Origin of the sequence: Streptomyces seoulensis (genome assembly GCF_004328625.1) — a bacterium.
Lineage (GTDB): Bacteria > Actinomycetota > Actinomycetes > Streptomycetales > Streptomycetaceae > Streptomyces > Streptomyces seoulensis.
Genome location: NZ_CP032229.1, coordinates 3,112,961 through 3,132,847 on the forward strand (window position 1 = coordinate 3,112,961; position 19,887 = coordinate 3,132,847).

18 protein-coding genes are annotated in these 19,887 nt (G+C 69.9%); 9 read left to right on the forward strand and 9 right to left on the reverse strand.

The features are described 5' to 3' along the window. Window positions 1–45: 45 nt before the first annotated feature. The 6 genes from murJ to trxA all read left to right on the forward strand — a co-directional run bounded on the left by murJ (window position 46) and on the right by trxA (window position 7,340). Entirely contained in the window at window positions 46–2,346 is a 2,301-nt protein-coding gene (gene murJ / locus D0Z67_RS14515; protein WP_031179085.1) for a murein biosynthesis integral membrane protein MurJ, read from the forward strand. 118 nt (window positions 2,347–2,464) lie between these two features. Continuing rightward, entirely contained in the window at window positions 2,465–4,183 is a 1,719-nt protein-coding gene (locus D0Z67_RS14520; protein WP_031179084.1) for a protein kinase family protein, read from the forward strand. Window positions 4,184–4,209: 26 nt separating this feature from the next. Then, on the forward strand, window positions 4,210–4,938 hold the full coding sequence (sigM, locus tag D0Z67_RS14525) for an RNA polymerase sigma factor SigM (protein ID WP_031179083.1): 729 nt from the start codon (window positions 4,210–4,212) through the stop codon (window positions 4,936–4,938). Then, the gene (locus D0Z67_RS14530) at window positions 4,935–5,822 is read left to right on the forward strand and encodes a zf-HC2 domain-containing protein (RefSeq protein WP_031179082.1); all 888 of its coding nucleotides are present in this window, start codon (window positions 4,935–4,937) and stop codon (window positions 5,820–5,822) included. Before sigM ends, D0Z67_RS14530 begins: the two co-directional genes overlap by 4 nt. Window positions 5,823–5,993: 171 nt before the next feature. Continuing rightward, the gene (trxB, locus tag D0Z67_RS14535; RefSeq protein ID WP_031179081.1) at window positions 5,994–6,965 is read left to right on the forward strand and encodes a thioredoxin-disulfide reductase; all 972 of its coding nucleotides are present in this window, start codon (window positions 5,994–5,996) and stop codon (window positions 6,963–6,965) included. 42 nt (window positions 6,966–7,007) lie between these two features. Further along, entirely contained in the window at window positions 7,008–7,340 is a 333-nt protein-coding gene (gene trxA, locus D0Z67_RS14540) for a thioredoxin (protein WP_030806038.1), read from the forward strand. An 89-nt stretch (window positions 7,341–7,429) separates the two neighbouring features. Here trxA and D0Z67_RS14545 read toward each other — a convergent pair whose 3' ends face one another. From D0Z67_RS14545 to rpmH, 9 genes are all read right to left on the reverse strand, one after another. Continuing rightward, window positions 7,430–8,047, reverse strand: coding sequence for a GNAT family N-acetyltransferase (locus D0Z67_RS14545; protein WP_031179080.1), 618 nt, complete (start codon window positions 8,045–8,047; stop codon window positions 7,430–7,432). A 176-nt stretch (window positions 8,048–8,223) separates the two neighbouring features. Then, window positions 8,224–9,318 (reverse strand): ParB/RepB/Spo0J family partition protein, encoded by a 1,095-nt coding sequence (locus D0Z67_RS14550; protein WP_031179079.1) that lies wholly within the window; start codon window positions 9,316–9,318, stop codon window positions 8,224–8,226. Beyond that, a complete protein-coding gene (locus D0Z67_RS14555; RefSeq protein WP_078872995.1) occupies window positions 9,315–10,388 on the reverse strand; it encodes a ParA family protein in 1,074 nt (357 codons plus the stop codon). The genes D0Z67_RS14550 and D0Z67_RS14555 overlap by 4 nt, the downstream gene beginning before the upstream one ends. 332 nt (window positions 10,389–10,720) lie before the next feature. Beyond that, entirely contained in the window at window positions 10,721–11,437 is a 717-nt protein-coding gene (gene rsmG / locus D0Z67_RS14560) for a 16S rRNA (guanine(527)-N(7))-methyltransferase RsmG (protein ID WP_031179077.1), read from the reverse strand. Between the two features lie 117 nt (window positions 11,438–11,554). After that, window positions 11,555–12,067, reverse strand: coding sequence for a Jag family protein (locus D0Z67_RS14565; protein ID WP_031179076.1), 513 nt, complete (start codon window positions 12,065–12,067; stop codon window positions 11,555–11,557). A 15-nt stretch (window positions 12,068–12,082) separates the two neighbouring features. Continuing rightward, the gene (gene yidC / locus D0Z67_RS14570; protein ID WP_031179075.1) at window positions 12,083–13,375 is read right to left on the reverse strand and encodes a membrane protein insertase YidC; all 1,293 of its coding nucleotides are present in this window, start codon (window positions 13,373–13,375) and stop codon (window positions 12,083–12,085) included. 3 nt (window positions 13,376–13,378) lie between these two features. Continuing rightward, on the reverse strand, window positions 13,379–13,741 hold the full coding sequence (yidD, locus tag D0Z67_RS14575; RefSeq protein ID WP_078872993.1) for a membrane protein insertion efficiency factor YidD: 363 nt from the start codon (window positions 13,739–13,741) through the stop codon (window positions 13,379–13,381). Continuing rightward, window positions 13,738–14,109: a ribonuclease P protein component gene (rnpA, locus tag D0Z67_RS14580; protein ID WP_078872991.1), complete on the reverse strand. Its 372-nt coding sequence runs from the start codon at window positions 14,107–14,109 to the stop codon at window positions 13,738–13,740. Before rnpA ends, yidD begins: the two co-directional genes overlap by 4 nt. Before the next feature lie 21 nt (window positions 14,110–14,130). After that, window positions 14,131–14,268, reverse strand: a complete 138-nt coding sequence (rpmH, locus tag D0Z67_RS14585; protein WP_003975051.1) for a 50S ribosomal protein L34 — start codon at window positions 14,266–14,268, stop codon at window positions 14,131–14,133. Between the two features lie 404 nt (window positions 14,269–14,672). On the opposite strand from rpmH, the gene dnaA reads away from it, so the two are divergent. The 3 genes from dnaA (at window position 14,673) to gnd (ending at window position 19,824) form a co-directional block, all read left to right on the forward strand. Beyond that, the gene (dnaA, locus tag D0Z67_RS14595; protein WP_031179073.1) at window positions 14,673–16,628 is read left to right on the forward strand and encodes a chromosomal replication initiator protein DnaA; all 1,956 of its coding nucleotides are present in this window, start codon (window positions 14,673–14,675) and stop codon (window positions 16,626–16,628) included. A 1,028-nt stretch (window positions 16,629–17,656) separates the two neighbouring features. Beyond that, window positions 17,657–18,787 carry a DNA polymerase III subunit beta gene (gene dnaN, locus D0Z67_RS14605; protein ID WP_031179072.1) on the forward strand — a complete coding sequence of 377 codons (1,131 nt, stop codon included), beginning with the start codon at window positions 17,657–17,659 and terminating at the stop codon, window positions 18,785–18,787. A 158-nt stretch (window positions 18,788–18,945) separates the two neighbouring features. After that, on the forward strand, window positions 18,946–19,824 hold the full coding sequence (gnd, locus tag D0Z67_RS14610; protein WP_031179071.1) for a phosphogluconate dehydrogenase (NAD(+)-dependent, decarboxylating): 879 nt from the start codon (window positions 18,946–18,948) through the stop codon (window positions 19,822–19,824). Window positions 19,825–19,887: the final 63 nt, after the last annotated feature.

Here is a 19,887-nt window from a genome sequence, read left to right on the forward strand (position 1 = left end):
CGACGCCGCGGCCCGTGTGGCCAGGGACGATGAGGTGGGGTAACCATGAACGCGCCGTACGACGGTGACCGCGGCCAGGACGCCGCCGACTCGGGCCACGGGCCCGAGACCCCGCCCGAACCCGGCCAGGAGCCGCCGCAGCCCGCGGCGGACATGTACCTCCAGGACGCCTACGACCAAGATCCCTACCGGGCGCGGGACCTCTCCGCCCAGGACCCGGTCGCCGAGGCGCTCTACGACCGCGCCGCGCACCCGCCGCCCCCGCCGGGCAGCTACGAGCCGCGCCAGCCGCTCTACGCCCCGCCCTCTCAGTCCTCGTACTCCCCCGACCCGCGCGTCTGGGCCAAGACCCCGGCGCCCGAGCCGGAGGGCGACGCGACGCAGCACCGCCCGTACGGCGACCACCCGCGCACCACCCAGTTCGTGGGCGTGGACGACCTGGTCTCGCACTCCGGCGAGGAGTACCACGAACCGGACGCCTTCGCGCACCTGCTGCGGGACCAGCAGCACAGCGGCGCCACCGGCACCGCCCGCACCGCCCAGGGCGCCGGCGGCTCCTACCCGCCGCCCCATGCCCAGAGCCCCGCGCACCACGGCGGCGGCGGAAACCCGTACCAGGCAGCCTCCGGGAACCCCATGCAGCCGCCCGTACCCGCCCCGGCCGGTCCCTCCGGTCCCGTGGAGACCCCGGCCCCGCCGGCTCCGACCCCGGCGAAGGGGCGCGCCTCCGGGCTCCTGGGCTCCAGCGCCGTCATGGCCGCGGGCACGATGGTGTCGCGCCTCACCGGCTTCGTCCGCTCCGCGATGATCGTCGCGGCGCTGGGCACCGGCATCCTCGGCGACTCGTTCCAGATCGCCTACCAACTGCCGACGATGATCTACATCCTCACCGTCGGCGGCGGTCTCAACTCGGTCTTCGTGCCCCAGCTCGTCCGCTCGATGAAGGAGGACGAGGACGGCGGCGAAGCCTTCGCCAACCGGCTGCTGACCCTCGTCATGGTCGCGCTCGCGGCGCTGACGGCGCTGACCATGCTCGGCGCGCCGTACCTGGTGAGGGTGCTGTCGGACCCGATCGCCTCCGACCCGGCGGCCAACCAGGTGGCGGTCACCTTCACCCGCTACTTCCTGCCCTCGATTTTCTTCATGGGCATCCACGTGGTGATGGGTCAGGTCCTCAACGCGCGCGGCAAGTTCGGCGCGATGATGTGGACCCCGGTCCTGAACAACATCGTCATCATCGTCACGCTCGGCATGTTCCTGTGGGTCTACGGCTCCGCGGCCGACTCGCACATGACCGTCAACAACATCCCGCCCCAGGGCCAGCGGCTCCTCGGCATCGGCATCCTGCTCGGTCTCGCCGTGCAGGCCCTGGCGATGATCCCGTACCTGCGTGAGACCGGCTTCCGTATCCGGCCCCGGTTCGACTGGCGGGGCCACGGCCTGGGCAAGGCCGCGATGCTCGCCAAGTGGACCGTGCTGTTCGTGCTCGCCAACCAGGCGGGCGCCATGGTCGTCACCCAGCTCTCCACCGCCGCCGGCAAGGACTCCGGGATCGACGGCACCGGCTTCGCCGCCTACGCCAACGCCCAGCTCATCTGGGGTCTGCCGCAGGCCATCATCACCGTGTCCCTCATGGCCGCGCTGCTGCCGCGTCTGTCGCGCTCGGCCGCCGAGGGCGACGGCGGCGCCGTCCGCGACGACATCTCGCAGGGCCTGCGCACCACGGCGGTCGCCATCGTGCCCATCGCCTTCGGCTTCGTCTCGCTCGGCATCCCGATGTGCACGCTGATCTTCGGCTCCTCCGGCACCGGCTCGGCCACCAACATGGGCTTCATGCTGATGGCCTTCGGCCTCGGCCTGATCCCGTACTCGGTCCAGTACGTCGTCCTGCGCGCCTTCTACGCGTACGAGGACACCCGGACCCCCTTCTACAACACGGTCATCGTGGCGGCGGTCAACGCGGGTGCCTCCGCGCTCTGCTACTTCCTGCTCCCGTCCCGCTGGGCGGTCGCGGGCATGGCGGCCGTCTACGGCCTCTCCTACGCCATCGGCGTCGGTGTCGCCTGGCGCCGGCTGCGCAAGCGGCTGTGCGGCGACCTGGACGGCTCCCGGGTGCTGCGGACGTACGCCCGGCTGGCGATCGCCTCGGTCCCGGCGGCACTGCTCAGCGGCGCGGCCTGCTACGGCGTCGGACACTCCCTCGGACAGGGCGTCTTCGGCTCTCTCGTGGCCCTCGTGGCCGGTGGGGCGGTACTGCTCGGAGTCTTCTTCGTGGCCGCGCGCCGCATGCGGATCGACGAGCTCAACTCGCTCGTCGGCATGGTGCGCGGGCGTCTGGGGCGATGAGCCGGGGGTAGTCGCACAACCATCGTCCCCCTCTGCGTGTCGTGCATAGCGGGGGACTGTGGGCACAATTGGTTTCGGCGTCGGACAGCGTGCAACGGATGGGGAGGCAGGGACGACGGTGGCGGAACGCAGCACGGCTGCCGTCGACGTGGCAGACAACAGCGGTGACAAGCCGCTGACCGCCAAGGCGGATCAGGCCACGGCCGACGGGGTGGCCAAGAACCCGGAGCGGGACACGGACATCGACCAGACGCAGGGGAGAGACGGCGCGGAGGACTCCGGCAAGGCGTCCTCGCCCACCGAGTTGCACAGCGGTCACAAGCTCGCCAGGCGCTACCGCCTGGAGGAGTGCGTCACCCGTCTGGACGGATTCAGCAGCTGGCGTGCGGTCGACGAGAAACTGCGCCGTGCCGTCGGTGTGCACATCCTGCCCGCCGACCACGTACGCGCCCGTGCCGTGCTGGCAGCGGCCCGCTCGGCGGCGCTGCTCGGCGACCCGCGCTTCGTCCAGGTCCTCGACGCGGTCGAGGAGAACGACCTCGTCTACGTGGTCCACGAGTGGCTGCCCGACGCCACCGAGCTGACCGCGCTGCTCGCGGCCGGTCCGCTGGAGCCGCACGACGCCTACCAGATGGTCAGTCAGGTCGCGGCCGCCATGGCCGCCTCCCACCGCGAGGGCCTCGCCCATCTGCGGCTGAACCCGAACGCGGTACTGCGCACGTCCTCCGGTCAGTGGCGCATCCGCGGCCTCGCCGTGAACGCCGCCCTGCGCGGCGTCGGCTCCGACACCCCGCAGCGCACCGACACCGAGGCGATCGGTGCCCTGCTGTACGCGGCGCTGACCCAGCGCTGGCCCTACGAGAGCGACGCGTACGGCCTGGCTGGCCTGCCCAAGGACATCGGTCTCATCGCACCGGACCAGGTGCGGGCCGGAATCCACCGGGGGCTGTCGGAGCTGGCGATGCGCGCGCTCGTCAACGACGGCGCCACCGCCTCCCGGCACGAGGCCGCGTGCACGACGCCGGAGGAGCTGGTCAAGGCGATCGGCGAGATGCCGCGCGTACGGCCGCCGGAGCCCGCGTTCAGCGGTCCGCCGGAGTACCAGCGCACGACCTACCAGCAGGGCACCTACGGCCGTCCCTCGGCACACGCGGGAGTCACCCAGCCCGTCGTGGCCCCGCCGGCCCCGCTCCAGAGCCGCACCGGCAAGGCGCTGAAGTGGGCGGTCTCCGCCCTCCTCATCGCCGCGCTCGGCCTCGGCAGCTGGCAGCTCGCGGACGCCCTGATGGACCGCGGCAAGAACTCCGACGACACCAACACCACGCAGACGCAGGACGACGGCGACAAGGGCGCGGCCAAGGTGGCGCCGCAGCCGCTGAAGATCCAGAGTGCCCAGGAGTTCATCGCCTCGGGCGGTGCCCAGCACCCGGCCGATGTCGCCAAGACCTACGACGGGGACACCTCGACGTCCTGGCGGACCAAGACCTTCAACAGCGGCCCCGAAATCGCCCCCCTGAAGCCAGGCGTGGGCATCGTCTACGACCTCGGCTCGGCGAAGGACGTCGATGCCGCCACGGTCGGGCTGCGTTACCCCGGGGACCACACGACGGTCGATCTGTACACCTCCGACTCGGCACCCGTGTCGCTGGACTCGATGCACAGAGCCGGCAGCAGCACCACCACGAGCACTACCGCCACGGTGAAGCCGGCCAAGCCCGTGAAGGCGCGGTACGTCCTGGTCTGGCTGACGGCCGTGCCCATGTCCGGCCCCGACGCGGCCACCTACTCGGGCGCGGGCTACAAGCAGGCCATCACCGAAGTCCATTTCACGGGCTGACATCCCGTCCGAGGCGGAGGGGGACGATGGCAGGCGACAGCCGGTTCGGCGAGGTTCGGGACGAGGAACTGCTCGCCCGGCATGTGCAAGGTGACCCGGATGCCTTCGGGGAGATCGTGCGGAGGCACCGGGACCGGCTGTGGGCGGTCGCGCTGCGGACGCTGGGGGACCGGGAGGAGGCCGCCGACGCGGTGCAGGACGCGCTGGTGTCGGCGTACCGGGCCGCGCACACCTTCCGGGGGCAGTCGGCCGTCACGACCTGGCTGCACCGGATCACGGTGAACGCCTGCCTGGACCGCATCCGCAAGGCCGCCTCGCGGAAGACCGCGCCCGTAGACGACCCCGAGCGGCTGGAACAGCTCCTGGAGCCCCACGAGTCCGCCTCCGCCCCGGCCGAGCGCAACGACCTCCACCGCCAGCTCCTGGAGGCCCTCGGTACGCTTCCCGCCGAACAGCGGGCCGCGCTGGTCCTGGTGGACATGCAGGGCTACCCCGTCGCTGAGGCCGCCCGTGTCCTGGACGTGCCCACCGGGACCGTGAAGAGCCGCTGCGCACGCGGCCGGGCCAGACTCCTCCCCCTCCTCACCCACCTGCGGCCGGGCGCCGCCGACGACGGTGGAAAAGAACCCGCGGCGGGGCGGAACCGGGTGCACGGGGCATCCGTCCCACCTCCGACAGGATCTGCGGGCGAGGGAACCGAAGACTCCGGGCCAACTGGTTCAGCCGTCGTGAAGGGCGGAGGTGGGCGAGCATGACGTCCTCGACGGACACGACCGGGCATCCGGACGTCGCCGAGATCTCCGACCTGACCGAGGGACTCCTCTCCCCGTCCCGCAGCGCGGAGCTGCGGCACCACTTGGCGAGCTGCGCGACGTGCGCCGAGGTCCATGCCGCGCTGACGGAGATCCAGGGGCTGCTGGGCGACGTCCCGGCCGCACCCCCGATGCCCACGGACATGGCGGACCGGATCGACGCCGCCCTCGCCGCCGAGGCAGCGGGTCGGGTCGAGCAGGCGGACCCCGTGAGCCCCGGTCGTCATGTTTCACGTGAAACACCGACCCCGCCGGACCGTCCCGCCAAGCTTTCCCGCGCCACCACCGGCCCCGGCCGGAAAGAGCGCTCTCGAAGCCGTCGCCGGACGGCCGCGCTCGGCGCCGTGCTCACCGCCGCCGTCCTCGGCGCCGGCTCGCTGCTCGTGCAGTCCCTCGGCAACAACTCCTCCGACAAGGCGGCGCAGAGCACGGCCGCGTCCGCCGTCGGCACCTTCTCCGGCGTCAGTGTGAAGAGCCAGGTGTCGGATCTGCTCACCGCGCGGGAGGGGCTACGGCGGGGCAGCCAGCGCCCGCAGCAGGATGCCGAGACCGATATCGCGCCCTCCGGGCCTACGCAGAGCGCGAACACCCTGATCCAGACCGAGGTCCCGGTGCCCGACTGCGTCCGGCGGGCACTCCGATCCGGTGAAACGGTTCTGGGGGCGAAGAGCGGCACCTACGCCGACAAGAGCGCCTACCTCGTGGTGGTGCCGGACAAGGCCGACAGCAAGCGCGTCACGGCGTATGTGGTCGACGCGTCCTGCGCGTCCAAGCGGGCCGCGGGTGCCGGCAGTGTGCTTCTGAAGCAGACTCTCGACCGATCTTGAAACGGCGCGGGGCTCGTCTCGGCCCGCCTCACCACGCCCGTACGGTGTGAGCCGTCGCGTGGCCGGACATCCGGGGAATGTGCGCCCCTTAGGATCGGTTGGGTGGTGTGAGAGTCCCGGCAGGGGCTCCCACCGGTCGGCCGACACAGACCAGAGACGAGGAACCAAGCCGTGAGCGACGTCCGTAATGTGATCATCATCGGCTCCGGGCCCGCGGGCTACACGGCGGCGCTGTACACCGCCCGTGCGTCCTTGAAGCCCCTGGTGTTCGAGGGTGCCGTCACCGCCGGTGGCGCGCTGATGAACACCACCGAGGTGGAGAACTTTCCGGGCTTCCCCAACGGCATCATGGGCCCCGAGCTGATGGACAACATGCGGGCGCAGGCCGAGCGCTTCGGTGCCGAGCTACTGCCGGACGACATCGTCTCCGTCGACCTGACCGGCGACGTGAAGACCGTCACCGACACCGCCGGCACGGTCCACCGGGCCAAGGCCGTCATCGTCGCGACCGGCTCCCAGCACCGCAAGCTCGCGCTGCCCAACGAGGACGCGCTGTCCGGCCGTGGCGTCTCGTGGTGCGCCACCTGTGACGGCTTCTTCTTCCGGGACCAGGACATCGCCGTGATCGGCGGCGGCGACACCGCGATGGAGGAGGCGACCTTCCTCTCCCGGTTCGCCAAGTCCGTGACGATCGTTCACCGCCGGGACACCCTGCGCGCCTCCAAGGCCATGCAGGAGCGCGCCTTCAACGACCCGAAGATCAAGTTCGCCTGGGACAGCGAGGTCGTGGAGATCCTCGGCGAGCAGAAGCTCACCGGGCTGAAGCTGCGCAACCTCAAGACCGGTGAGCTGTCGGACCTGCCCGTCACGGGTCTGTTCATCGCCATCGGCCACGACCCGCGCACCGAGCTGTTCAAGGGCCAGCTCGACCTGGACGCGGAGGGCTACCTCAAGGTCGAGGCGCCCTCCACCCGCACCAACCTGCCCGGCGTCTTCGCCGCGGGTGACGTGGTCGACCACACCTACCGCCAGGCGATCACCGCGGCCGGCACCGGCTGCGCCTCGGCCCTGGACGCCGAGCGCTACCTCGCGTCCCTGCTGGACGAGGGCGGCCACGCCGAGCCCGAGAAGACCGCCGTCTGACCTACCCCTTCCCCCACCGAATGATCAAGTGAGGAGCCCGCTGTGGCCGGCACCGTGAAGAAAACGACTGACGACTCCTTCGACGAGGACGTCCTCAAGAGCGACAAGCCCGTCCTGGTGGACTTCTGGGCCGAGTGGTGCGGCCCGTGCCGCCAGATCGCTCCGTCCCTGGAGGCCATCGCCGCCGAGCACGGCGACAAGATCCAGATCGTCAAGCTGAACATCGACGAGAACCCGGCCACGGCCGCCAAGTACGGGGTCATGTCGATCCCGACGCTGAACGTCTACCAGGGCGGCGAGGTCGTCAAGACGATCGTCGGCGCCAAGCCGAAGGCGGCGCTCGTCCGCGACCTGGACGACTTCATCACCGGCTGACGTTTCACGTGAAACATGGCTTACGAAGGGGCCGGCCCACCAGGGTCGGCCCCTTCGTCATGTCCGTGGTCCGGAGTCCGCGCCGCCCGTCACAGCGGTCGCAGCGCCGGCTCCTTGTGCACCGCGCCCAGCAGCCGGTCGAGGGCCATCTCGACGTCTTCCTTCCAGGACAGCGTGGAACGCAGTTCCAGACGGAGCCGGGGGTGCCGGGAGTGCTGGCGCACCGTCTTGAAGCCGACGGCGAGGAGATGGTCGGCCGGCAGCAGACAGGCGGGCTCTTTCCAGCGGGTGTCGCCGAACGCCTCGATGGCCTTGAAGTTCCGGCGCAGCAGATCCTTGGCGACCGCCTGCACCAGCATCCGGCCCAGCCCCTGCCCCTGGTAGCCCGGCATGATGAACGACGTGATGAGCTGAACGGCATCCGGCGAGACCGGACTCGTGGGGAACGCCGTAGCTCGCGGGACATAGGCCGCCGGGGCGTAGAGCACATAGCCGACCGGTACGTCGTCGACATAGGCGACCCGGCCGCAGGAGCCCCAGTCCAGCAGGACGGCGGAGATCCAGGACTCCTTCTCCACCTCCGCGGTGCCCTCGCGCACGGCAGCCTCGGCGGTGACCGGGTCCAGCTCCCAGAACACGCAGGAACGGCACCGCTGGGGGAGATCCTGAAGGTTGTCCAGCGTGAGCGGTACGAGCCGACGCCCCATGTAAGACGCTCCTCGCTTCCTTCGCCGGGTCACATCCGCTCGCATCGTATCCACGATGCGATTGCCTAGATACCGGCGCAAAGCAAAGAGCGGACCGTGTTCCGGTACACACCGGACACGGCCCGCTCATGCGGCCCAGCTGAGGGCGCCCCCGCTGAGGGCGCCCTGGCGGAGGGCTAGCCCTCGGAGTCGTCCCCCTGGAGCCCCTTCGGCAGGATCGGCCCCTCACCGGGAGCCAGCGTGCCGAGGATCCGCTCCAGATCGTCCACCGAGGCGAACTCGACGGTGATCTTGCCCTTCTTCTGACCGAGGTCGACCTTCACCCGGGTCTCGAAGCGGTCGGAGAGCCGCGTCGCCAGATCGGTCAGCGCCGGGGAGACCAGGGCGCCGGCCCGCGGACCCTTGGCGCGCTGGGTCCGCTGGGGGCGCGAGCCCATCAGGGTCACGATCTCCTCGACGGCCCGCACCGACAGTCCCTCGGCCACGATGCGGTGCGCCAGCCGGTCCTGCTCCTCGGAGTCCTCCACGGACAGCAGCGCCCGCGCGTGACCGGCCGAGAGCACGCCTGCGGCCACCCGCTTCTGCACGGTCGCCGAAAGCTTCAGCAGCCGCAGGGTGTTGGAGATCTGCGGCCGGGAGCGCCCGATCCGGTCGGCCAGCTGGTCATGCGTGCAGTTGAAGTCCTTGAGCAACTGGTCGTAGGCATGGGCCTCTTCCAGCGGGTTCAGCTGCGCACGGTGCAGGTTCTCCAGCAGGGCGTCCAGCAACAGCTTCTCGTCGTCCGTGGCGCGGACGATCGCCGGGATGGACTCCAGCTCCGCCTCACGGCTGGCGCGCAGCCGGCGCTCACCCATGATCAGTTCATAGCGGTCGTCGCCCAGTTCGCGGACGACGACGGGCTGGAGCAGGCCGACCTCCTTGATGGAGATGACCAGTTCGTTCAGCGCGTCCTCATCGAAGACCTCGCGCGGCTGGCGCGGGTTCGGCGTGATGGACTCGAGCGGCAGCTCGGCGAAGTAGGCACCGGCGGGCGGTGCGGGCCGCTCGTCGGCCGGGCTCGCCGGAGCCTCCTCCGGCTCCTGAAGCGCCGCCGGCAACAGGCCGCCCCGGCCGATGCCGGCGGGCCTGCGGTCGGACGACAGAGCCGGACCCGATGCCGAGCCGACGGAAGAACCGCCGCCCAGCACGGCCGAAGCCGGGATCTTCTCGGTCGGTGCTGCGGGGATCAGTGCGCCAAGTCCTCGGCCCAGCCCCCTTCGTCGTTCACTCACTGCATCCCCTCCACCATGTTCGGGTCGTTCTGGGTGCCGAGATGGGCCTGCGTCGGGTCATAGCTGACCCCCACGCCCCTCAGCGCGATCTCTCGGGCTGCCTCAAGATAGGAGAGCGCACCGCTCGATCCTGGATCGTAGGTCAGCACCGTCTGCCCGTAGCTCGGCGCCTCGGAGATACGGACCGAGCGCGGGATGCTCGTCCGCAGCACCTCATTCCCGAAGTGAGTGCGCACCTCCTCCGCGACCTGGGAGGCGAGGCGGGTCCGGCCGTCGTACATGGTGAGCAGGATCGTCGACACATGCAGGGACTGGTTGAGGTGCCCCCGCACCAGGTCGACGTTGCGCAGGAGCTGACCCAGACCCTCCAGCGCGTAGTACTCGCACTGGATCGGGATGAGGACTTCCTGGCCGGCCACGAGTGCGTTGACCGTCAACAGGCCCAGCGAGGGCGGGCAGTCGATGAGGATGTAGTCCAACGGCTGCTCGTACGCCTGGATGGCGCGCTCCAGCCGACTCTCGCGGGCCACCAGGGAGACCAGCTCGATCTCCGCGCCCGCAAGGTCGATCGTGGCGGGAGCGCAGAAGAGGCCCTCGACATCGGGGACGGGCTGGACAACCTCGGCCAGGGGCCGACTGTCCACCAGTACGTCGTAGATGGAGGGGACTTCCGCGTGGTGGTCGATCCCCAGTGCCGTGGAGGCGTTCCCCTGCGGGTCCAGGTCGATCACCAGGACCCGGCCGCCGTGCAGCGCGAGGGAGGCGGCCAGATTGACGGTCGTGGTGGTCTTTCCCACGCCGCCCTTCTGGTTGGCGACCACGATGACTCGGGTCTCCTCCGGCCTCGGCATGCCTTCTGCGGCACGGCCCAGGGCGTCGACCGCCACTTGGGCCGCACGACCGATGGGAGTGTCGTCCATCGGAGGCGGTGTTTCACGTGAAACATCCGTCCCCCTCGATTCGGTACGGGGACCGGGGACCGGATCGGTCATCGGTCCCGCGATGTTGGCGTCGGACCGCAAGGATTCACTCTCCTCGACTACAGGCTCGCAATGAACAGAGCCTCCCATGCCTTCGGGGGCGTGAACCAGTGAGCCCTGTCCTTCTGTGGAGAAGTCCACCTCTGTGGACAACTTCGGAACCCCTCCGAGTGAACCAAGAGGCCGCCGGTCGAGGGGTTCTGCCGCGGCGCGACCGCGACTGATGATGCCGTGCAGCAAGGAGCGACGTTTCACGTGAAACACGATGCCGAGCTACGCGGACGGGTGCTCTGCGACACTCCGGCCCGCGCGGCCGACTAGCCCGGCCGGGAAAGAAAAATGCGTCCCCGGCCTCGGCCAGGGACGCACTCTCCGGACTCGACGCACAGGACTCAGTGGCCCGGGGCGCAGAGGACCCACACTCAGCGGCGCCGCCGTGTGCGGCTCGTGCGGGCCGCCTTGGCGCGCTTGGCGGCGAAGCGGACGCCGCCGGGGCTCTCGCCGACCTCCACCCGGACCACGGTGGACAGCGGGTCCACCACGCCCTCGCCGACCTGGAGCACCGAGGTGGAGACCGCACCGAGCTTGCTGAGCGCGGTGGAGGCCGCCTTCAGCTCCTCCTCGGCGGTGTCCCCCTTCAGCGCCAGCATCTCGCCGTAGGGGCGCAACAGCGGGATGCCCCAGGTGGCCAGGCGGTCCAGCGGGGCCACGGCACGCGCGGTCACCACATGAACCGGCGGCACCTTGCCCAGCATCTCCTCCGCGCGCCCGCGGACCACCGTGACGTGGTCCAGGCCCAGCAGCTCCACGACCTCGGTGAGAAACGTGGTGCGCCGCAGCAGGGGCTCCAGCAGGGTGATGTTGAGGTCGTCCCGGACCAGGGCCAGCGGAATGCCCGGCAGTCCCGCACCCGAGCCGACATCGCACACCGTCACCCCCTCGGGGACGGCCTCGGAGAGCACCGCGCAGTTCAGCAGGTGCCGCTCCCACAGCCGGGGCACCTCCCGCGGGCCGATCAGACCACGCTGGACGCCTGCCTCGGCCAGCAGTTCCGCATAGCGGACCGCGTCATCGAAGCGATCGCCAAACACTTCCCGCGCCTGTTCGGGCGCGGGGGGAAGCTCCGCTGCCTCCGTCACGGGGACCGTCCTTCCGTACCGCGCCGGTGCTTCACGCACCGGCCCTCAGAACTACCAGGCTGACAAAGTTCGGCCCCGTCTGTTGGTCAGACGGGGCCGATGGAACCATGAGGCCGATCAGGCGGGCAGCACGACGACGAACCGCTGGGGCTCCTCGCCCTCGGACTCGCTGCGCAGCCCCGCGCCCTTGATCGCGTCGTGGACGACCTTGCGCTCGAACGGGGTCATCGGCTTGAGCTTGACCGGCTCACCGCTGCTCTTGACCTCGGCGGCCGCCTTGGCGCCCAGCTCGGCCAGCTCGGTGCGCTTCTGCGCCCGGTAGCCCGCGATGTCCAGCATCAGCCGGCTGCGGTCACCGGTCTCGCGGTGCACGGCCAGGCGCGTCAGCTCCTGAAGGGCCTCCAGCACCTCGCCGTCCCGGCCGACCAGCTTCTGCAGATCGCGGCCCTGCGCGTCGCTGATGATCGAGACGGAGGCGCGGTCGGCCTCCACGTCCATGTCGATGTCGCCGTCGAGATCGGCGATGTCCAGCAGACCCTCGAGGTAGTCCGCAGCGATCTCACCCTCCTGCTCCAGGCGGGTGAGGGTGTCTGCACCCTCGGTGGCGGCGGTGGTGGTGCCTTCCGTCACGGGATGGGCTCCTTCTTACTTCTTGGACGAGGACTTGGGCCGCTGGCCACCCTTGCGCTGCCCGGACTGGGCCTTGCTGCGGGTGCCGGAACCGGGCTTCGGAGTCTGCTGGGGAGGCGCGGGCGGGGTGTCCTGCGGCTCCTCGGACTTGGTCAGCGAAGGCGTGGAGGACGCGGGCTCATCGTCCGGCTCGGCCTCGTGCGGCTGCTTCGGCCCCGACTGGCGCTGGGACTTGCTCTGCCGCTTGGGCTGCTGACGGCGCGGGGCGCCGGCTGCCGTGGTGGGCGTGCCGTCCTCGGTCTGGGCACCGGCCTGGCCGTCGCTCTTGACCACGTTGCCGTCGGCCTGGGCCACCAGACCGGCCTTGGTGAGCGAGTTGATGAACTTCCGCTCGGCCTCGTTGCGCTCGCGGCCCTTGGCGACGATCGCCTTGACGATCACCTTGGCGCCGCGGCTGCGGACCTTGCCGTGGTGCGTGACATGACCGGTGAGGCGCTCCAGGTAGGCGGCCTGCGCCTTGGAGCCCGGAGTCGGGTTGTTGCGGATGACGTACATCTGCTGGCCCATGGTCCACACGTTGGTGGTCAGCCAGTAGACGAGGACACCGACCGGGAAGTTGATGCCGAAGACGGCGAACATGATCGGGAAGACGTACATCAGCATCTTCTGCTGCTGCATGAACGGGGTCTTCACCGAGGTGTCGACGTTCTTCGTCATGAGCTGGCGCTGCGTGTAGAACTGCGACGCCGACATCAGGATGATCATGATCGCGGTGACGACCCGCACATCGGTGACGGTGGCACCGAGGGCATGCAGGGTGTCCGCGTTGTCCTTGAACTTCGCCGCGAGCGGGGCACCGAAGATGTGCGCCTTACGGGCGCTCTCCAGCAGCGAGTCGTTGATGACGCCGATGGTCTTGCCCGACGCGATGCCGTTGAGCACGTGGTACAGGGCGAAGAAGAACGGCGACTGCGCCAGGATGGGAAGGCACGAGGAGAGCGGGTTGGTACCCGACTCCTTGTACAGCTTCATCATCTCTTCGGACTGGCGCTGCTTGTCGTTCTTGTAGCGCTCCTGGATCTTCTTCATCTCAGGCTGGAGCGTCTGCATCGCGCGCGTCGCCTTGATCTGCTTCACGAAGAGCGGGATCAGGCAGATGCGGATCAGGACCACCAGGGACACGATGGACAGGCCCCAGGCCCAACCCGTGTCAGGGCCGAAGATGGACCCGTACACCGTGTGGAACTGGACGATGACCCAGGAGACGGGTGTCGTGATGAAGCTGAAGAAGCTGGCAATCGTGTCCACTAATCATGCTCCTTGGGCATGGGACGAGTTCTCTGCGGCCGGGCCCGAAGGTGGCTCGGAAGAAAGCTTCGCCTCGGTGGCCGGGTCGGCGGAGTTCCCGCCCTTGCGTGCGCCCCAGGCGTTGCGCAGCATTTCGTGCCACCGCGGGCGCCTGCGCGGCGGGACATGGTCCACACCGCCCAGCGACCACGGATTGCAGCGGAGAATGCGCCAGGCCGTGAGAGCTGTTCCCTTGATGGCACCGTGCCGGTCGATGGCCGTGTAGCCGTAATGGGAGCACGACGGGTAGTACTTGCACACCGGCCCCAGCAGCGGACTGATCGTCCACTGGTACAGCTTGATCAGAGCCAGTAGCGGGTACTTCATCGCGTGCCCCCTCCCAGTAGCCGCTGGATAGCGGCGTCCAGGTCTTGGGCCAGCCGTGCGTGGTCCGCGTCGCCCGATCCGGGCAGCGCGCGTACGACTACCAGGCTACCGGGGGGAAACAGGGCGACTCGGTCACGCATCAGGTGACGCAGTCTGCGCTTGACGGTATTGCGGACGACCGCGTTGCCCACGGCCTTGCTCACGACGAAACCCGCACGCGTCGGGGGAGCGCTCTCCCCAGGCGCGTGCGGGTCCGTGGCACCGCTACGAAGGTGGACGACGAGAGTCGGACGACCGGCTCGGCGTCCTCGTCGTACCGCGGATGCGAAGTCCTCGCGCCGCCTCAGCCGGTATTCGCGGGGCAGCACGATGTCATGACCTGATCGGGATCAGGCGGACAGACGGGCGCGACCCTTGCTGCGGCGGGTCGCCAGGATGGCGCGGCCGGCACGGGTACGCATACGCAGCCGGAAGCCGTGGGTCTTCGCGCGACGACGGTTGTTCGGCTGGAAGGTGCGCTTGCTCACTCGGGGGCTCCAGAAGAAATCGGTAGTGGCGGGGTGCCGTCCTGGCTGTCACCGTGCGCCCACGAGTAGCTCGCGTCACGCCCGAGTGCACCGCTTCCCGATCACCTGAAGCGATCTGTGCCCATCGGAGGCAGGCGGCAGCAGCCATCGACAACTCGACCTGGTTACGGTACGCGCGGCTACGCCATCCGGTCAAACCGGCGCCCGTCGGGGGAGACTGTCCACAGGCTGGGGACAACAACTTGAACCCTACCGGTTGCCCTGACTACCGTGGCTGGACTCCGATTCTTCCCCTTGTCCCCGCACGACCGGGATTGCCCGGCCCAGTCCGGCCCGTCCACCGATCTTCATCCCGACCCATCCCACAACCACACGTTCGTGGGACCTGCGAGAGAGCGTGCCCTGTGGCTGACGTACCTGCCGATCTTGCCGCAGTGTGGCCACGCGTACTGGAGGAACTCCTGGGCGAGGGCCGGGGCCAGGGCGTCGAGACCAAGGACGAGCACTGGATCAGGCGCTGCCAGCCGCTGGCCCTGGTCGCGGACACCGCGCTGCTGGCCGTGCCGAACGAATTCGCCAAGAACGTCCTCGAGGGCCGCCTGGCCCCGGTCGTCAGCGAGACCCTGAGCCGGGAGTGCGGCCGTCCCATCCGGATCGCCATCACGGTGGACGACTCCGTCGGCGGCCCCCCGGCCCCCCAGCAGTCCGGCGGCCACGAGCAGCCGGACGCCCGCGACCGCGACCAGCACGGCCAGGGCGCCCCGCCGCGCTACGAGGAGCCGGAGCTGCCCTCCGGCCCCTACGAGGGCTACGGCCGCCACCGCGCCGACGACCAGCAGCGGCCGGGCGAGGGCCAGGCCGGCCGCGGCGAGCGCCCGCCGACCGCGCGCGAGGAGCGGATGCCGACGGCCCGCCCCACCTACCCGGCCGAGTACCAGCGCCCCGAGCCGGGCGCCTGGCCGCGCTCCGGTCAGGACAACTACGGCTGGCAGCAGCCCCGCCTCGGCTACCCCGAGCGCGACCCCTACGCCTCCCCCTCCCAGGACTCCTACGGCGGCGCGCCGGACTACCGCGCGCCCGGCCGCGAGCGCCAGGGATACGAGCAGCAGCGCCCCGACTACGACGCCCCGCGCCCGGAGTACGGCGCGCCCCGCGCCGAGTACGACCAGCGGGACCCGGTCCGGCGCGAGCGGCCCGAGCCGCCCTCCGACAGCGGTGCCGGGCGGCGCGGCGGCGGGACCGGGCGTCCCGAGCTGCCGTCCACCGGCCGCGGCGGCTCCGGCTCGTCGTCCTCGCCGTCACCGAGCGCCGGGGGCCCCGGTGAGCCGACCGCGCGGCTGAACCCGAAGTACCTCTTCGACACCTTCGTCATCGGCGCCTCCAACCGCTTCGCGCACGCGGCCGCGGTGGCCGTCGCCGAGGCGCCGGCCAAGGCGTACAACCCCCTCTTCATCTACGGGGAGTCGGGGCTCGGCAAGACGCACCTGCTGCACGCGATCGGGCACTACGCGCGCAGCCTGTACCCCGGCACGCGGGTGCGGTACGTCAGCTCGGAGGAGTTCACCAACGAGTTCATCAACTCCATCCGCGACGGCAAGGGCGACAGCTTCCGCAAGCGGTACCGGGAGATGGACATCCTGCTCGTCGACGACATCCAGTTCCTCGCGGACAAGGAGTCGACGCAGGAGGAGTTCTTCCACACCTTCAACACGCTGCACAACGCCAACAAGCAGATCGTGCTGTCCTCCGACCGGCCGCCCAAGCAGCTGGTCACCCTGGAGGACCGGCTGCGCAACCGCTTCGAGTGGGGCCTGATCACCGACGTCCAGCCGCCCGAGCTGGAGACGCGGATCGCGATCCTGCGCAAGAAGGCGGTGCAGGAGCAGCTCAACGCCCCGCCGGAGGTGCTGGAGTTCATCGCCTCCCGGATCTCGCGGAACATCCGTGAGCTGGAGGGCGCGCTGATCCGGGTGACGGCCTTCGCCTCGCTCAACCGGCAGCCGGTGGACCTCGGGCTCACCGAGATCGTCCTCAAGGACCTGATCCCCGGCGGCGAGGACTCCGCCCCCGAGATCACGGCGCCGGCCATCATGGGGGCCACCGCGGACTACTTCGGGCTCACGGTGGACGACCTGTGCGGCACCTCGCGCGGCCGCGCGCTGGTCACCGCCCGGCAGATCGCCATGTACCTGTGCCGCGAGCTGACGGACCTGTCGCTGCCGAAGATCGGCGCGCAGTTCGGCGGCCGGGACCACACCACCGTCATGCACGCGGACCGCAAGATCCGTGCGCTGATGGCCGAGCGGCGCTCGATCTACAACCAGGTCACCGAGCTGACCAACCGCATCAAGAACGGCTGACACCGGCCGCGTACGGCCCTGAGGGCGCTCCGGGAGGTCTCCGGGGCGCCCTTCGGCGTTCGTGCGGGAAGCGTCTGCGGGAGAGACGGGAAGCGGCTACGGGAGAGCGGGTTCCGGTACGGATCGGGGCTCCAGCAGCCGCGTCGGCCCCCGAGCCGAGCCGCCCGACCCCTCCGAACCCCCTCAGCGACCCCTCCCTGACCGCTGCGAGTCCGGCCCAACCCCTCCTCCTGCCCCCAATCCCCGTGTCCCACCAGCAACCTTGTGTTCGATTCCCCCTCGGGTTACGGCCTCCCTCCACAGATTTCCCGACTTTTTTCCGCCCACAGGCTGGGGACTGCGAAGTTGTCCCAAGCTGCGTCCACAGGGAGGCTGGGGGTTGAGCATCTGCCCAGCTCAGAGGGCTGTGGATTCGTGGACGAACGATCTCCACAGGGTGTGGACAAAGTCTCCGTCCACACCCTGTGCGTAACGTTGTCCACGGCTGAGCCCACAGGTTGGGGGCGGTTGTCCCCAGCAGAAGCCAGCTTCTCCACATCACTGTCCACTGTTCGGCAACATCACGGGCCCAGTCACTGCGTCGAGTGAAAGCCGTCACACGAAACTGCCAACAGCCCCTGTGGGAAACGACGCCAAACCTGGGGACGCAGCTGGGGAGAACTCGCCCTGTCCTGGGGACGGTGTGTGCAGAACTTTCTGTTCTCCACAGACAGGCCAAGTTGTCCACGGGCTTCGCCCACAGGGTCAGTGGATAAAATTTGGGGCCTGACCTGCGAAAACGGGGTTATCCACGGTATCCACAGGCCCTACTACTACTCCCGACTAGAGAGAGCTAGGAATCCGTTTCGAAGCGGGGCCTGTGCACAACTCGCTGTTTCGCGCTCGGCTGCCCCTCGGCCCGACTTGACCCCGACCGGCACCTGCTGTCAGCGCGGTGCGTCAGACTGGTCACCGGTGTCCTTCCCCTCGCAACGGGAGGCGACACCGAGTCGGAGGACTCAGAAGGCAACAGCAGGAGGCGGCTTACGGTGAAGATCCGGGTGGAACGCGACGTACTCGCGGAGGCAGTGGCGTGGGCGGCACGCAGCCTCCCGGCCCGTCCGCCGGCGCCTGTCCTCGCCGGCCTGCTGCTGAAGGCCGAGGAGGGCCAGCTCAGCCTGTCGGGCTTCGACTACGAGGTCTCCGCCCGGGTGGGCGTCGAGGCCGAGGTCGAGGAGGAGGGCACCGTCCTGGTCTCCGGCCGGCTGCTCGCCGACATCTGCCGCGCGCTGCCCAACCGCCCGGTGGAGATCTCCACAGACGGTGTACGGGCGACCGTGGTCTGCGGCTCCTCGCGGTTCACGCTCCACACCCTGCCGGTGGAGGAGTACCCGGCGCTGCCGCAGATGCCGACCGCCACGGGCACCGTCCCCGGCGAGGTCTTCGCGGCCGCCGCGTCCCAGGTGGCCATCGCCGCCGGGCGCGACGACACGCTGCCCGTCCTCACCGGTGTGCGCATCGAGATCGAGGGCGACACGGTCACCCTGGCCTCCACCGACCGCTACCGCTTCGCGGTCCGCGAGTTCCTGTGGAAGCCGGAGAACCCGGACGCCTCCGCGGTCGCCCTGGTCCCGGCCAAGACGCTGCTGGACACCGCCAAGTCGCTCGGCGCCGGTGACAACGTCACCCTGGCGCTCTCCGGCTCCGGCTCGGGCGAGGGCCTCATCGGCTTCGAGGGCGCCGGCCGCCGCACCACCACGCGGCTGCTCGAGGGCGACCTGCCGAAGTACCGCACGCTGTTCCCGACGGAGTTCAACTCGGTCGCCGTGATCGAGACCGCCCCCTTCGTGGAGGCCGTCAAGCGCGTCGCCCTGGTCGCCGAGCGGAACACCCCGGTGCGCCTCAGCTTCGAGCAGGGCGTGCTGATCCTGGAGGCCGGCTCCAGCGACGACGCACAGGCTGTGGAAAGGGTCGACGCCCAGCTCGACGGCGACGACATCTCGATCGCCTTCAACCCGACCTTCCTGCTGGACGGTCTGAGCGCGATCGACTCCCCCGTGGCCCAGCTGTCGTTCACCACCTCGACCAAGCCGGCGCTGCTCAGCGGCAAGCCCGCGCTGGACGCGGAGGCGGACGACGCCTACAAGTACCTGATCATGCCGGTGCGCCTGAGCGGCTGAGCCGGGTCCACCTGGCCCCGGCCGGGTGGCAAAAGCCCAGGTGGGAGGGCTTACGAATGAGCGCCTATACCCACAGTTGTGCATGACGGGTCGCCGTTAGGCTCGGTGCCGGGCACCCACGTGCCCGGCACGCCACACAGCGACCTAAGGAACAACTGATGGAGCTCGGTCTCGTCGGCCTCGGCAAGATGGGCGGCAACATGCGCGAGCGCATCCGCCGCGCAGGCCACACCGTCATCGGATACGACCGCAACGCGGACCTCGCGGACGTCCACAGCCTCGAAGAGCTTGTGGGCAAGCTCAGCGCCCCGCGCGTGGTCTGGGTGATGGTCCCGGCGGGCGAGGCGACGCAGGCGACCGTAGACCGGCTCGGCGAGCTGCTGGAGCCCGGCGACGTGGTCGTGGACGGCGGCAACTCCCGCTGGACGGACGACGAGAAGCACGCCGAGGAGCTGGCGGCCAAGGGCATAGGTTTCGTCGACTGCGGCGTCTCCGGCGGCGTCCACGGCCTGGCGAACGGCTACGCGCTGATGTACGGCGGTGACGAGGAGAACGTCGCCAAGGTGCGGCCCGTCTTCGACGCGCTGAAGCCCGAGGGCGACTTCGGCTCCGTACACGCCGGCAAGGTCGGCGCGGGCCACTTCTCCAAGATGGTCCACAACGGCATCGAGTACGCCATGATGCAGGCGTACGCCGAGGGCTGGGAGCTGCTGGAGAAGGTCGACTCCGTGGAGAACGTCCGCGAGATCTTCCGCTCCTGGCAGGAGGGCACGGTCATCCGTTCCTGGCTGCTCGACCTCGCGGTCAACGCGCTCGACGACGACGAGCACCTGGACGGGCTGCGCGGCTACGCGCAGGACTCCGGTGAGGGACGCTGGACGGTGGAGGCCGCGATCGACAACGCGGTGCCGCTGCCCGCGATCACCGCGTCGCTGTTCGCGCGGTTCGCCTCGCGGCAGGACGACTCGCCGCAGATGAAGATGATCGCCGCGCTGCGCAACCAGTTCGGCGGCCACGCGGTGGAGAAGAAGCCGTAAGCAGGCAGAAGAAGTAGTCCACAGGGTCGCCCCGGCGATCCGCAGGCTGTTGAGGGAGGTCGG